Origin of the sequence: Kitasatospora sp. NPDC127116 (assembly GCF_042677365.1) — a bacterium.
In the GTDB taxonomy this organism is placed as follows: domain Bacteria; phylum Actinomycetota; class Actinomycetes; order Streptomycetales; family Streptomycetaceae; genus Kitasatospora; species Kitasatospora lactacystinica.
In genome coordinates this window covers 1-14,769 of record NZ_JBHXTL010000185.1, presented here as the reverse complement: position 1 = coordinate 14,769, position 14,769 = coordinate 1, and the positions used below count along the sequence as shown (strand labels likewise).

General features: G+C 72.7%; 9 protein-coding genes. 7 read left to right on the top strand and 2 right to left on the bottom strand.

Features of this window, described 5'->3' with window-relative positions:
• Positions 1–103 precede the first annotated feature (103 nt).
• Both ACFVHV_RS40255 and ACFVHV_RS40250 read right to left on the bottom strand, forming a co-directional pair.
• Positions 104–331 (bottom strand): ferredoxin, encoded by a 228-nt coding sequence (locus ACFVHV_RS40255; RefSeq protein ID WP_380358383.1) that lies wholly within the window; start codon positions 329–331, stop codon positions 104–106.
• Positions 328–1,404 carry a cytochrome P450 gene (locus tag ACFVHV_RS40250; protein WP_380358380.1) on the bottom strand — a complete coding sequence of 359 codons (1,077 nt, stop codon included), beginning with the start codon at positions 1,402–1,404 and terminating at the stop codon, positions 328–330. The genes ACFVHV_RS40255 and ACFVHV_RS40250 overlap by 4 nt, the downstream gene beginning before the upstream one ends.
• Positions 1,405–1,758: 354 nt before the next feature.
• On the opposite strand from ACFVHV_RS40250, the gene ACFVHV_RS40245 reads away from it, so the two are divergent.
• From ACFVHV_RS40245 to ACFVHV_RS40215, 7 genes are all read left to right on the top strand, one after another.
• Positions 1,759–2,790 (top strand): 3-oxoacyl-ACP synthase III family protein, encoded by a 1,032-nt coding sequence (locus ACFVHV_RS40245; protein ID WP_380358378.1) that lies wholly within the window; start codon positions 1,759–1,761, stop codon positions 2,788–2,790.
• Between the two features lie 5 nt (positions 2,791–2,795).
• Positions 2,796–4,697 carry an HAD-IIIC family phosphatase gene (locus tag ACFVHV_RS40240; RefSeq protein WP_380358375.1) on the top strand — a complete coding sequence of 634 codons (1,902 nt, stop codon included), beginning with the start codon at positions 2,796–2,798 and terminating at the stop codon, positions 4,695–4,697.
• Positions 4,694–4,921 (top strand): acyl carrier protein, encoded by a 228-nt coding sequence (locus tag ACFVHV_RS40235; protein ID WP_380358373.1) that lies wholly within the window; start codon positions 4,694–4,696, stop codon positions 4,919–4,921. Before ACFVHV_RS40240 ends, ACFVHV_RS40235 begins: the two co-directional genes overlap by 4 nt.
• Positions 4,918–5,724 carry a 2-oxo acid dehydrogenase subunit E2 gene (locus ACFVHV_RS40230; RefSeq protein WP_380358370.1) on the top strand — a complete coding sequence of 269 codons (807 nt, stop codon included), beginning with the start codon at positions 4,918–4,920 and terminating at the stop codon, positions 5,722–5,724. The genes ACFVHV_RS40235 and ACFVHV_RS40230 overlap by 4 nt, the downstream gene beginning before the upstream one ends.
• On the top strand, positions 5,721–6,812 hold the full coding sequence (locus tag ACFVHV_RS40225; RefSeq protein ID WP_380358368.1) for an alpha/beta hydrolase: 1,092 nt from the start codon (positions 5,721–5,723) through the stop codon (positions 6,810–6,812). Before ACFVHV_RS40230 ends, ACFVHV_RS40225 begins: the two co-directional genes overlap by 4 nt.
• Before the next feature lie 109 nt (positions 6,813–6,921).
• Positions 6,922–7,719, top strand: a complete 798-nt coding sequence (locus ACFVHV_RS40220) for an SAM-dependent methyltransferase (RefSeq protein WP_380358365.1) — start codon at positions 6,922–6,924, stop codon at positions 7,717–7,719.
• Positions 7,720–7,791: 72 nt separating this feature from the next.
• A partial coding sequence (locus ACFVHV_RS40215) for a type I polyketide synthase (RefSeq protein WP_380358362.1) occupies positions 7,792–14,769 on the top strand: 6,978 nt, incomplete at its 3' end.

The window sequence follows — 14,769 nt, the reverse complement described above, 5'->3', positions numbered from 1 at the left end:
TCCTGTGAAATTCGCGGTTGGTGTGCGATCGTGGTGGTTAACGCGCACGGGCGAGGTCCGTCGACCGGAAATTACTACGGCCGGCCGGTCGACGGACCTCGCTTCAGGAGTCGGCGATATGGATCGCGGCGGCGGGGCAGAGGCCGGCCGCGAGACGGGCGAGGGCCGCGTCGGCGTGATCGGGGTTCGGCCGCAGAACGAGGGAGGTGCCCTCGTCCGGGTCCTGGTCGAAGACCTCCGGAGCCACTCTGGCGCACTGGCCGGCCGCGATGCACTTGGCGGGGTCGACGGTGACCCGGGCGGTGCGGTCCCCGCTGCGGGGGACGCTCACCAGGTGACGGGAACGGAGTCGTAGCCGTAGATCAGCGTCTCCCGCTTGAACGGCAGTTCCTCGACGGGGAGCGCCAGCTTCAGGGTGGGGATCCTGGTGAACAGGGTGGACAGCACCACCTCCAGTTCCAGCCGGGCCAGGTTCTGGCCGATGCACTGGTGGATGCCGTAGCCGAAGGCCAGGTGGTGTCGGCTGTCGCGGGCGAGATCGAGGGTGCCGGGCTCCTCGAAGACGTCGGGGTCGTGGTTGCCCGCCGCGGTGGACAGCAGGATGCCCTCGCCGGCCCGGATCACCAGCCCGTCGATCTCGATGTCCTCGATGGCGGCCCGGTGGGTGACGTGGTCGGCGTGGCTGATGAAGCGCAGCAGTTCCTCGGTCGCGGCAGGGGCGGTGGCCGGGTCGGCCTGGAGCAGCGCCAGCTGATCGGGGTGGGTGAGCAGGACGACCGCGCTCAGCGAGATCAGGCTGGCGGTGGTCTCGAAGCCCGCGATCAGCAGCAGCACCGCGAGGCCGATCAGCTGATTGCGGTCGTCGAGGCCGTTCTCCGCGAACTTGACGATCAGCCGGGTGAGCAGGTCGTCCTCGGACAGGTCGGCGCTCTTGCGTTCGACGAGGTCTGCCAGGTACGTCCGCATGTCGCCGAGGTTGGCGGCCCACTCCTCGGCGGTGACGGTGCGGTTGACGACGGTGCGGGCGCGCTGCTGGAACATCGCGCGGTCGTCGTAGGGGACCCCGAGCAGTTCGCAGATCACCAGCGACGGAACGATCAGGCCGAGTTCCTGGACCAGGTCGGCCTCGCCGGGCTTGGCGAGGATCGCGGTGACGCAGTCGTCGACGATGCCCTGGATGTAGGGGCGCATGGCCTTGATCCGGCGGAAGGTGAACTCGTTGACGACGGTGCGACGGTAGAGGTTGTGCTCCGGCGGGTCCATCCAGGGCAGCACGCCGGCCTTGTCGACCTCCTGCTGGCCCTCGACGAGCGAGGGGAAGCCGGGCTTCATCGGGTCGGAGCTGACCCGCGGGTCGGCGAGCAGTCGCCGTACGTAGTCGTACTTGGTCACCAGCCAGGCCACGCGGTCGCCGGGGAGGGCGACCTTGGCGATCGGACTCCCGGCGCGCAGTGCGGTGTACTCCGCAGGGGGGGTGAATGGGCAACTGCGAACAATCGGGAACTGAAGGATATTATTCCCGAGCGGCACGTCATTCACGGAATTCTCACTTCCGGGTGTGGTGTGACTGGATTGCCTCCGCATAGATCCTCGTGCTGCCAACTAAAGTCAATCTTAAGGCAGTTGGTCAGGTCGGCAACGCCGTCACCTCCGAGGCCGCGCCCAAGGATGGCCTTAAATCCACTTAAGAACCCGGTCCGAGGATCTCGTCCGGAGCGGCCCCGCCGGGCAGCGACGCCGACCACGCGGAGGGATCTGATGCACCCCGAGGGAATCCATATCGTGTCAACCGGCACTGCCCTTCCCGGTCCACCGGTCGACAATTCGGCACTCGCGCGACGTTTCGGCGCGAGCGACCAGTGGGAGGAGTGGATCCAGCTCTTCATCGGAACGGCCACCAGGCACCTCTCCGTCGACCTGGACACCGGTGAACGCCGCAACTCGCTCGCGGACCTCGCCGAACTCGCCGGCCGGCGCGCGCTCGACTCCGCCTCCCTCGCGCCCGAGGACATCGACCTGCTGGTCATGGGCACCGCCACCCCCGACCGTCTGCTGCCCACCACCGCCTCCGTGGTCGCGGAGCGGCTCGGCATCGACGACCTTCCGGTGTTCCAACTCCAGTCGGGTTGCACCGGGGCGTTCCAGGCGCTCAGCACCGCCCACCAGCTGCTCGGCACCGGCGCGTACCGGCGGGCGCTGGTCCTCGGCGGCGAACTGAACGAGAAGTACTTCGACCTCGGCCAGGACTTCGGGGCCATGCGCCCCGAGCAGCTCATCAACTACGTGCTGTTCGGCGACGGGGCGGGTGCCGCGGTGCTCGCCGCCGATCCGGAGGGCGCGCGGGCCGTGGTCCGGCACAGCTCCGTCCGGCTGACCGGGCTCGGCCGGCCCGCCGGTCAGATCCTCGAATGGTTCGGCCCGGCCGACCGGACGTCCGACCGGATCCCGGCCGTCGAGGACTACAAGGAGATCGAGGCCTCCGTGCCCCGGATGAGCCGCGAGATCCTCGACCGGTTGCTCTCCGACCTCCGATGGACACCCGAGGACGTCCACTACGTCATGCCGCCCCAGCTCTCCGGCCGGATGACCCGGAAGGTGCTCGAAGCCCTCGCGCTGCCCGGCGCCCAGGAGATCAGCTGCGTCGTACGGACCGGCAACACCGGCAACGCCACGCCCTTCTTCCAGCTCGAACAGGCGCTGGACCTGATGAGCCCCGGTGACCGGGCCCTGGGCATCTCCGTCGAGTCCAGCAAGTGGATCAGGGCCGGCCTCGCGATCGAGCGGGTGTGAGCGAGATGACCGCGACCACGGCCACGCCCGGCTCGTTGCTCGACCTCCACCGCGCCGGGCGACTCGCCGCCGACTACCCGCAGGTGCGCGCCCGGCTGTCGGTCGCCCCGGAGGCCGAGTTCCAGCGTGCCGGACAGTTGCTCGCCCGACTGGACCCGGAGGAGGTGCTGCGCGCACACCCCCAGGTGCCGCTGGTCCGGGTCGCGGTCACCGGGCACGGAAACCTCGCCATGCTGGTGCCGCCGCTGACCGCCGAACTCGCCCGGCACGGAGTGCTGTTGCGTCCGACCGTCACTGACTTCGACAGCTACGTCGCCGAGCTCTCCGACCCGGCCGGCGAACTGCACGCCTCCCGGCCCGACCTGGTGCTCTGCGTCCTCGACCCGATGATGGTGCTCGACGACCTGCCCACCCCCTGGGACCTCGACGCCGTGCGGACCGCCGTCGACCACCGGATCGCCCTGATCGAAGGCCTGGCCGAACAGTTCGTCGTGCACAGCGAGGCCACCCTCGTCCTCAACACCCTCCCACTGCTGCGGCGCTTCACCGCCCAACTCGTCGACTACCGATCGCGCGCCCGGCTCGGCGCCCTGTGGCGGGAGGCCGGTGCCCGGCTGCTGCGGCTCGGCGAGCGCAGCCCCCAGGTCGTGGTGCTCGACCTCGACCCGCTGCTCGCCGAGGGCGTGCCCGCGAGCGACCCGCGACTCAGCACCTACGCCGGTGCCCATCTGTCCGCCCCGCTGCTCGCCGCCTATGCGAAGGAGGCCGCGCACCTGGTCCGGCACCTGCAGGGCCGGACCAAGAAATGCCTGGCCGTCGACCTCGACGAGACGCTGTGGGGCGGCGTTCTGAGCGAGGACGGCTTCGAGGGCATAGAGATCGGCGAGGGCCTGCGAGGGAAGGCGTTCACCGCGTTCCAGCGCGCGGTACGGCAACTGGCGGCTCAGGGCGTGCTGCTCACCGCGGTCAGCAAGAACGACCTGGAACCGGTCCGCGAGGTGCTTCGCTCCCACCCCGGCATGACTCTGCGCGAGGACGACTTCGTGCGGGTCAGGGCCGACTGGCAGGCCAAGCCGGGCCACCTGCGGGAGATCGCCGCTGCCATCGGCATCGGCCTCGACAGCTTCGTTTTCGTCGACGACAGCCCCCATGAGTGCGGGGTCGTCCGGGAGCACTGCCCCGAGGTGGACGTGGTCCCGCTCGACGCGGAGCCCGCCCTGCACGTCGAGAAACTGCTGGCCGACGGCTGGTTCAACGTCAGAGAGGTCACCGCGGAGGACGGCGAACGCACCGCGATGTACCGGGCCGACGCCGCGCGCGGCGAACTGCGCACCGCGCACGCCAGCCTCGACGGCTACCTGGCGGACCTCGGCATCACCGTCACGCTCGCTCCGGCGGAACCCGGCGAGATCCAAAGGATCTCCCAACTGACCCTGCGCACGAACCAGTTCAACCTGACCACGGAGCGGCTCCAGCCGGCCGACGTGCAGGACCGGATCGACGACCCCACGCGGACGGTGCTGTCGGTACGGGTCGGCGACCGGTTCGGCGACAGCGGACTGACCGGCGCGGTGTTCCTGCGGCAGTCCGGTGAGGTGCTGACCGTCGAGAACTTCCTGCTGAGCTGCCGGGTACTGGCCCGCGGTGTGGAGGGCGCCTGCCTCGCCGCCGTGCTGCGGCAGGCCGAGGCACAGGGCGTGCGCGTCGTCGAGGCCGAGTACCGGGCCACGGCGAAGAACGCCAAGGTGGCCCGCCTCTACCCCGACCACGGGTTCCGGGAGACCGGGGGCGACGGGGCGACCACGGCCTACCGCCACGTGCTGGAGGAACTGCCGGCCGTGCCCGGCCACATCCGGCTCATCGACCGCACGGAGTCCGCCGACCGCCCTGAGAAGGAGGGACGTTGAAAAGTCTGGACGAATTCGCGGAGCTGATCGGCGATCAGCTCGGGGTCCCGATCACCGTCGAGGACCTGCACCGCGACATCGACGAGGTGCCGGGCTGGGACTCGCTGCACGTGATGTGGTTGCTGACCGTCCTGGAACGGGAGACCGGTCGACGGTTGTCCCTCCCGCAGGTGATCGAGGCACCCACGCTCGCCCACGTCCACCGGCTGGCGGTGGGCGCGTGAGCATCGGGCCGCTGGTGCGGCAGCGCCGCCACACGTACTACTTCCTGCGCGCGATCCGCGGCTTCGCTCCCGTCTTCCTCGACACGGACGTCGACATGAGCCGGGTCCAGCAGGTGCGCGAGGCCGCCCGCGAGAGCGGACGGCGGTACTCGGCGGTCGCCGTCGTCGTGCAGGCCGCCGCCCGGGCACTCGCCGCCCACCCGCGCGCCAACGCGGCGCTGCACGGCGTGCTGCGGCCGCGGATCGAGACCTATGACCGGGTCGACGTGAAGGTGGCGCTGGACAAGACCCTGGACGGCGAGCGGGCCGTGCTCTCGGCGGTGCTGCCCGATGCCGACCGGGCCGACCTCGACGAGATCCAGACCTGGCTCGCGCACTACCGCGACGGTGACCCGGCTCGGATGGCCGAGTTCGCGCCCGTCCGGCGGTTGCAGCGGCTCCCGGTCCCGCTGGGCGCGCTGCTCTTCCGGCGGGCCCTGCGCCCGCCGGCGGGTCGGCGGCGGATCATGGGCACGCTCGCCGTCTCCTCGCTCGGCCACCGGCCCGTCGACGGATTCCACTCCGTCGGCGGCACCACCATCACCCTCGGGCTCGGCCGGATCACCGACCGGCCGGTGGTACGCGACGGCCGGGTGGTGATCGCGCCCGTGCTGCGCGTCAACCTCGCCTTCGACCACCGGGTGGTGGACGGCGCCGAGGCCGCCGACCTGCTCGCCGACATCAAGAGCGCGCTGGAGGACTTCCAGGTGCCCGCCGCGCTCCGCCGTTCCGATCCGACCGGGTCCGGCAGGGGAGCCGAATGAACGACGTGGCCGAACTCAAGCTGTACGGGCTGGCCCACGCGCGGGCCCAGAACATCCCGCAGGCCGCGTACCGGGCGGTCTGCGAGCGGATCGAGTCCGACGACCAGGACGCCCCCGGGTCCTGGGCGGGAGAGTGGAGCCGTGCCGCGGCCCGGCTGGAGGCCGAGGGGCGGCTGCTCGATGCCTGTGGTTATTACAACCTGGCGAGGTTCCCGGCGGTCGACGGCCCGGCCCGGGAACGCGCGCTGCGCAAGTGCGTGGAGGTGTGCGCCGCCTGGGCCGCCGACCACGGCGTGGTCCGGCTGGAACTGCCCGTACTCGGCGAGAAGGTGCCGTGCTGGGCGAGCGGCCTGGACGGCGCCGAGCGGCGGCCGCTCCTGCTGGTGATGGGCGGCATCATCAGCATCAAGGAGCAGTGGATGCCGCTGCTCGGCCGGGCCGCCCGGCTCGGCATGGCCGTCCTGGTCGCCGAGCTGCCCGGAGTGGGGGAGAACCCGCTGCCGTACACCGCCGACAGCTGGCGGATGATCCCGCAACTGCTGGACGCCGTCGCCGAGTCCGCGGACGTCGGGCAGACCTATGCACTGACCCTCAGCTTCAGCGGGCACGCCGCGCTCCGGTGCGCCGTCCACGACCCGCGAATCAGGGGAATCATCACCATCGCGGCTCCTGTCAGCGCCTTCTTCACCGACCCGGACTGGCGCCGCGGCCTGCCCGGGATCACCGTGGACACGCTGGCCGGCCTCACGGGCGCCGGGGCGGAGGCGATCACCGGCGACATGGGACCCTGGGCGCTCACCGATGAGGAACTCGCGGCCCTGGACATTCCCGTCCACTACCTGGCGACCCAGGAGGACGCGATCATCCCGGGCGCGGACGTGGTGCGCCTGCGCACCAGGACCCGGCGAACCGAGGTCCTCGAGTACCGCGACGCGCACGCCGGCCCCGGCAACGCCGCCGAGACCAAGGTGTGGATCTTCCGCTCGCTGCTGCGGATGAGGGGTGTGCGCGGGCCCGGTCCCGTGCTGCTGTCCGCCGCGGCCACCCTGCTCCGGTTCCGTCGGCTTCTTGTAGGCCTGCGCCGCTGAGCACGTGCGGTCGGGCCCGCGCGGCCGGGCCCGCGCCGTCGGACGCCCGCGAGCCGTTCGGGCCGGCGTCCGGCGTTACGTCAACTTCCTACGAAGATCGGACGATTCCGTGAGTGACACCTCCACCGAGCTCGACACCACCCGCCCGGGCCTGGCGCGGATGTACGACTACCTGCTCGGCGGCACCGAGAACCATCCGGTCGACCGCGCACTGGTCGACGAGATCGCGGTGACCGACCCGGGAGTGTTCGCCGCCGCGCGTGCGAACCGCGACTTCCTGATCCGCGCCGTCACCTACCTGACCGAGGAGGTCGGCATCCGCCAGTTCCTCGACATCGGCTCGGGACTGCCCACGCAGGACAACGTGCACGCCGTCGCCCGCGCCATCGACCCCTCGGCGCGCGTGGTGTACGTCGACAACGACCCCACTGTCGCCGTGCACGCCGAGTCGCTGGTCCAGGGCCAGGACGGCATCGCGGTGATCCTCGGCGACCTCGGCAGCCCGCAGAGCGTCCTCGACCACCCGCGGGTGCGCGAACTCATCGATTTCGAACAGCCGGTGGCGCTCCTGCTGGTCGCCGTCCTGCACTTCGTCCCGGACGGCAAGGACCCGTGGGCGGCCGTCCGGCTGCTGCTCGACGCCCTGCCCGCCGGGAGCCACCTGGTGCTCTCCCACGTGTCGCTGGCCGAACTCGACGACCTCGCCGCGACCACCGACCGGGCCTTCGAGAAGCGGAGCATCGAACTCAACGCCAACCGTTCCAAGACCCAGATCGGCCACTTCCTGGACGGTCTCGAACTGCTGCCTCCCGGCCTGGTCGAGACCACCGAGTGGCGGGCCGGGGAAGTCGCCCCGCGCCGGGTCAGCGAGATGGTCATCTACGCGGGCGTCGCCCGCAAGAACTAGGGCGCGCCGGCCGCTGGGGACAGCGGCCACGACGGAGCCAGGGCCACAGTTTTCGACCGAGGAGTGAGCAGGGTGGTTGCAGGAACCGCGAAGATCGACGCCGACCGGTCCGCCGTGCGGGCCCAGGACGCCGTGGCAGTCATCGGCATGTCGTGCCGACTGCCGCAGGCCGACGATCCGCAGGCCTTCTGGCAGCTCCTGCGCGAAGGCCGGGACGCGGTCGCGCCGGCCCCCGGGCACCGCTGGGGGCCGGCCGGCGACGGGCGGCCCATGCCCGCGGCACTGCTCGACCGGGTGGACGGGTTCGACGCCGCGTTCTTCGGGATCTCCCCCCGCGAGGCCGTCGAGACGGACCCGCAGCAGCGGCTGGTCCTCGAACTCGGCTGGGAACTCCTGGAGAACGCCGGCGTCCTCCCCGAGCGGCTCCGGGGCTCCCGCACCGGCGTCTTCGTCGGCGCGATCTGGGACGACTACGCGCACCTGCTCGGCCGGCGCGGCCCGGACGGCGCCACCGGCCACACCGTCACCGGCACCCACCGCAGCATCATCGCCAACCGGTTGTCCTACGTCCTCGGCCTGCACGGCCCCAGCCTCGCCGTGGACGCGGGCCAGTCGTCCTCCCTGGTCGCCGTCCACCTCGCCTGCGAGAGCCTGCGGGCGGGCGAGTCCGAACTCGCGATCGCGGGCGGGGTGAACCTCGACCTGCTGGCCGAGACCACCGAAACCTCCGCGAAGTTCGGCGCGCTCTCGCCGACCGGACGCTGCCACACCTTCGACGCCGACGCCGACGGGTACGTGCGCGGCGAGGGCGCCGGCCTGGTGCTGCTCAAGCCGCTGCGGCTGGCCGTGCGCGACGGCGACCGCATCCAGTGCGTCATCCTCGGCAGTGCCGTCACCAACGACGGCCGCACCGACGGCCTCACCGTGCCCAGCGCCGAGTACCAGGCCGAGGCGGTACGGCGGGCGCAGGCCGCGGCCGGCCTCCGGCCCGCCGACGTCCAGTACGTCGAACTGCACGGCACCGGCACCCGGGTCGGCGACCCGGTCGAGGCCGCCGCGCTCGGCATGGTCTTCGCCGCCGACCGGGCGGCCGACTCCCGGCTGCGAGTGGGCTCCGTCAAGACCAACATCGGACATCTGGAGGCGGCCGCCGGCATCGCCGGGCTGATCAAGACCGCACTCAGTCTGGGCCACCGCGAACTCCCCGCCAGCCTGCACTTCCGGACCCCCAACCCCGACATCCCGCTCGACGAGCTCCGGTTGCAGGTGCAGACCCGGCACGAGCCCTGGCCCCGTCCCGAGGAGCGACTGGTGGCCGGCGTCAGCTCCTTCGGCATGGGCGGCACCAACTGCCACCTCGTCCTCGCCGAGCACCGGAAGCCGGAGCCGGAGCCGGAGCCGGACGCCGCCGCGCCGTCGGCCGATCGGACCGTCCCCTGGGTGCTGTCCGGGCGGACGCGGGCCGCCCTGCAGGGGCAGGCGCGGCGGCTGCTGGACCGGCTGTCGGACGGGTCGCACGACACGCCCGCCGAGCTCGGACTGTCGCTGGCCACCACCCGGACCGCTTTCGGACACCGTGCGGCCGTCGTCGGCCGGGACCGCGGCGCCCTGGTGGACGGGCTGACCGCGCTCGCCGAGGGCCGCCCCGTCGGCGAGGTGCTGACCGGCAGCGCCGAACCGGGCGGCGCGCTGGCCCTGGTGTTCTCCGGCCAGGGTGCCCAGCGGGCCGGCATGGGCCGCGAACTCTACGAGGCCTTCGACGAGTTCAGGAATTCCGTGGACGAACTTTGTGCGGAGTTCGACGGCCTGCTGGAGCATCCGCTGAGGACCGTGATGTTCGCCGACCAGGGCACCCCGGACGCCGCCCTGCTGGACCGGACCGCGTACACCCAGCCCGCCCTGTTCACCTTCGAGGTGTCACTGTTCCGTCTGCTCGAATCGCTCGGCATCCACCCCGACTACCTGATCGGCCACTCGATCGGCGAACTGGCCGCCGCCCACGTCGCCGGGGTGCTGTCCCGGCCCGACGCCTGCCGACTGGTGGCCGGCCGCGGCGCGCTGATGCAGGCACTGCCCGAGGGCGGCGCGATGGCCGCGGTCGAGGCCACCGAGGACGAAGTGCGGGACGTCCTCGCCGCGCACGGCGGCGACGTCGGGATCGCCGCCGTCAACGCTCCCGGTTCCACCGTCGTCTCCGGCCCCGAGGCGGCCGTGCTCGCGGTAGCGGCCGTGTTCGGGGAACGCGGACGGCGAACCCGCAGGCTCCAGGTCAGCCACGCCTTCCACTCCCGGCTGATGGAGCCGGCGCTCGACGACCTGCGCGCACTCGCCGCGGGACTGGACTTCTCGGCTCCCGCCGTGCCCGTCGTCTCCAACCTCAGCGGGACGCTCGCCTCGCCCGGGCAGCTGGCCTCCGCCGACTACTGGGCCGAGCACGTCCGCGCGACGGTCAGGTTCGGAGACGGCGTTCGGACCCTGCACGAACTGGGCGTCACCCGCTTCCTCGAGATCGGCCCGGACGCGGCGCTGGTCCACATGATCCGGCAGAACCTTCCCGCGGATGCCACCCCCGGCCCGCTCGCGGTGGCCGCGCAGCGTCGGGACCGGCCGGAGGACGACACCTTCGTCCGCTCGCTCGCGCAGCTCCACCTCGCGGGGGTGGACCTCGACTGGTCCGCCTTCTTCGCCCCGAGCGGGGCCCGCACCGTCCCGCTGCCGACCTACGCCTTCCAGCGACAGAGCTTCTGGCCCGAACCCGTCGGAACGGGCCGCCCGGCGGTCGCACCGCGCGGCGCGACCGCCGAGGCGGACCCGGATGCCGGCGCCGTACCCGCCGTAGCTCCTGTACCCGCCGTACCCGCCGGGCCGGACCGGACCGGGGCGCTGTCCGCCCTGGTCCGCGCCGAGGTCGCCGCCGTCCTCGGACACACCTCGGCCGGGGACGTCGACGGCTCGGCAGTCTTCCGCGACCTCGGCCTGGACTCGATGATGTCGGTCGACCTGTGCGCGCGGCTCTCGCTCGCCACCGGCCTCGACCTGCCGACCACCCTGCTGTACGACTGCCCGAGCCCGCTCGCGCTGGGCCGGCACCTGGCGGAGCGGCTCGCCGGCGACACGCCGGACGACACGCGACCGACCGGCCCGCTGGTGGCCGTCGACGAGCCGGTGGCGATCGTCGGCATGGCCTGCCGCTACCCGGGCGGGGTGGCCTCGCCGGAGGACCTGTGGCGGCTGGTCGCCGACGGCGTCGACGCGATCGGCGGCTTCCCCGACAACCGCGGCTGGGACCTCGACACGCTCTTCGACGCCGACCCGGACCGGCCCGGACGCTCCTACGTCGACGTCGGGGGCTTCCTGCTCGACGCGGACCGCTTCGACCCCGGCTTCTTCGGGATCAGCCCCCGGGAGGCCACCGCGATGGACCCCCAGCAGCGGCTGCTGCTGGAGACCTCCTGGGAAGCGCTGGAACGGGCCGGCGTCGACCCGTCCGGCCTGCGCGGAAGCAGCACCGGGGTGTTCGTCGGCGCCGTCGCCCCCGAGTACGGGCCGCGCCTGCACCAGGCGGCCCAGGGCTACGACGGCTACCTGCTGACCGGCAGCACCTCCAGCGTCGCCTCCGGGCGGGTGTCGTACGCCCTGGGCCTGCACGGACCGGCGATCACCGTGGACACCGCCTGCTCGTCCTCGCTGGTGGCACTGCACATGGCGGCCCAGTCGCTGCTGCGCGGCGAGTGCGAGACGGCGCTGGCCGGCGGCGCCGCGGTGATGAGCTCGCCGGGCATGTTCGTCGAGTTCAGCCGCCAGCGCGGACTGGCACCCGACGGTCGGGCCAAGGCCTTCGCCGAGGCCGCGGACGGCACCGCCTGGGCCGAGGGCGTGGGCATGCTGGTGCTGATGCGCCGGTCCGAGGCCGAGCGCCGCGGCCTGCGCGTGCTCGCGGTGATCCGCGGTTCGGCGGTCAACCAGGACGGCGCCAGCAACGGCCTGTCCGCGCCCAGCGGACCGGCCCAGGAACGGGTGGTCCGGCAGGCGCTGGCCGTCGCCGGACTGACCGGGGCGGACGTCGACGCGGTGGAGGCACACGGTACCGGTACCACCCTCGGTGACCCGATCGAGGCACGGGCGCTGCTGGCCACCTACGGCCTGCGCCGCGACCCGGCGAAGCCGTTGTGGCTGGGCTCCCTCAAATCCAACATCGGCCATGCCCAGGCGGCCGCCGGCGTCGGCGGCGTGATCAAGATGGTGATGAGCCTCCACCACGGCCTGCTGCCGCGGACCTTGCACGTGGACAGTCCGACCTCGCACGTCGACTGGAGCAGCGGAGCCGTCAGCCTGCTCCAGGACGCCGTTCCGTGGGAACGCGGCGAGCGGGTGCGCCGGGCCGCCGTGTCCTCGTTCGGCATCAGCGGCACCAACGCCCACCTGATCCTCGAAGAGGGCCCAGCTGTCCCCACCCCCGCCGTCCCCACCCCCGCCGTCCCCGACGGAGCAGGCCCCGGCCTGCCGTGGCTGCTGACCGCCCGTGACGACTCGGCGCTCCGCGGCGTCGCCGACCGGCTGGCCACGGTCCTCGCCGCCGAGGACGGCCCGCTCGACGTGGCGGGCATCGGTCGCACCCTGGCCGCCGGACGCGCCCGCTTCGAACACCGCGCGGTCGTCACCGCGACCGGTCGCGAGGAGGCCCTGCGGGCGCTGCGCGCGCTCGCGGCCGACGGTTCCGACGACCTGCTGGTGCGCGGCTACGCCGCACAGGACGCCCGTCCGGTGTTCGTGTTCCCGGGGCAGGGGTCGCAGTGGGTGGGGATGGCGACGGAGTTGTTGGGGTCGTCGGCGGTGTTCGCGGAGCGGATGGCGCAGTGCGGTTCGGCGCTGGGTGAGTTCGTGGACTGGTCGTTGTCGGGGGTGTTGGAGGGGGTGCCGGGGGCTCCTTCGTTGGAGCGGGTCGATGTGGTGCAGCCGGTGTTGTTCGCGGTGATGGTGTCGTTGGCGGAGTTGTGGCGGTCGTTCGGGGTGGAGCCGGCGGCGGTGGTGGGGCATTCGCAGGGGGAGATAGCGGCGGCGTGTGTGGCGGGTGCGTTGTCCTTGCGGGATGCGGCGCGGGTGGTGGCGTTGCGGAGCAAGGCGTTGCTGCGGTTGGCCGGTACCGGCGGCATGGTCTCCGTCGCGTCGGCCGCCGAGGACGTGGAGCAGCGGCTCGCCGCCTGGTCCGGCCGTCTGTCCGTGGCAGCGGCCAACGGGCCCCGTTCGACGGTCGTCTCCGGCGACCCGGACGCCCTGGGTGAACTCCTCGCCCACTGCGAGGAGTCCGGCGTCCGCGCCCGTCGGATCCCGGTGGACTACGCCTCGCACTCCGCGCACGTCGAGGCGCTGGAAGCGGAACTCGCCGAACTGCTGGCGCCGATCGCACCGCGCCCGCACTCCGCCGTGCCGTTCCACTCCACGCTCACCGGCGCACTCGTCGAGGACACCACGCAGCTCGACGCCGGCTACTGGTACCGCAATCTGCGCAACCCCGTCCGCTTCGAACAGGTCGTCCGCGGTCTGATCGAGCAGGGCCACACCCTGTTCGTGGAGGCCAGCCCGCACCCGGTGCTCACCGTCGGCATCGAGGAGACCCTCGACGGCATGGGCGTCCACGGCGCCGCCGTCGGATCGCTGCGCAGGCAGCAGGGCGGCCGTCCGCAGTTCCTCGACTCGCTCGCCCGCGCGATCGCCGGCGGAGCGTCGCCGGACCGGGACAGGCTGTTCCCCGGCGACGCCGCCACCGCCGAACTGCCCACCTATCCCTTCCGGCGGGAAAGCTACTGGCTCGCCGAACCCGCCGGCACCGCCGGCGGCGCGACCGGGCTCGGCCTGCAACCGGACGACCACCCGCTGCTCGGCGCGACGACCACCCTGGCCGACAACGAACAGCTGGTCTTCACCGGGCGGCTCTCGCAGCGCAGCCTCCCCTGGCTGGCCGACCACCGGGTCGGCGACACCGTGCTGCTGCCCGGCACGGCATTCGTCGAACTGGCCCTGCACGCCGGGCACCGCGTGGGCCACCGGACTCTGGAGGAACTGACCCTCGAAGCACCGCTCGTCCTCGCCGAGGCCGGCGCGGTGCGCCTGCAGGTCTCGCTCGCCGCCTCGGACGACACCGGACGGCGAGCGGTCACCGTCTTCTCCCGGCCGGAGGACGCCGACACGCCGCAGGAGCAGTGGACCCGGCACGCCACCGGCACCCTGGTCCGCGGCGCGGCCACGCCCTCCGCGCTGCCGCAGCAGTGGCCGCCGGCCGGAGCGGACCAGCTGGACGTCGCGGACCTCTACCCGCGCCTGGCCGACCAGGGGTACCACTACGGGCCGCTGTTCCAGGGCGTGACCCGCGCCTGGACGGACGGCGACGCCACCTACGCCGAGATCAGCCTTCCCGAGGACCAGCGGGCGGCGGCCGATGCGTACGGCCTGCACCCCGCGCTGCTGGACGCCGCCCTGCACCTGCTCGTCCTCGACCCCGCTGCCGCCGCCACCAGGCTGCCGTTCTCCTGGTCGGGCGTCCGGCTGCACGCGGTCGCCGCGACCGACCTGCGGGTCCGGCTGACCCGGCGCGCGGACGGCACCACCTCGATCGAGGCCGCCGACGCGAGCGGCGCGCCGGTCGCTTCCGTCGACGGGCTGACGCTGCGTGAGATGAACTCGCCCGTCGGCCGAACCGCGTCGAGCCCGGTGCTGGAAGTCGCCTGGGTCCCGCTGCGGACCGTGGCCGCGGCTCCGCCCGCCCCCGGCGAATGGGCTGTCGTCGGCCCCGACGTGCTGGACACCGAGGGTCTGCCCGTCGCCCATCACGCCGACCTGGGCGCCCTCCTCGACGCACTCGGCCCGGACGCCACCCCGCCCGCGGTCGTCCTGACCGCCTTCGAGCTCCCGGCCGGCGAGGACGCCGGCGAACTGGCCCTGGCGACCGTCGAGTCCGCCCTTGCGTTTGTGCGGGGGTGGTTGGTGGAGGAGCGGTTGGTGGGTGTGCGGTTGGTGGTGGTGACGGGGGGTTCGGTGGGGCCTGGTGGGGTG

What these genes read in the sequence shown, in the direction of transcription:
- ACFVHV_RS40245 (WP_380358378.1), top strand. Translation starts at nt 1,759, where the DNA reads ATGCACCCCGAGGGAATCCATATCGTGTCAACCGGCACTGCCCTTCCC.
- ACFVHV_RS40240 (WP_380358375.1), top strand. Translation starts at nt 2,796, where the DNA reads ATGACCGCGACCACGGCCACGCCCGGCTCGTTGCTCGACCTCCACCGC.
- ACFVHV_RS40225 (WP_380358368.1), top strand. Translation starts at nt 5,721, where the DNA reads ATGAACGACGTGGCCGAACTCAAGCTGTACGGGCTGGCCCACGCGCGG.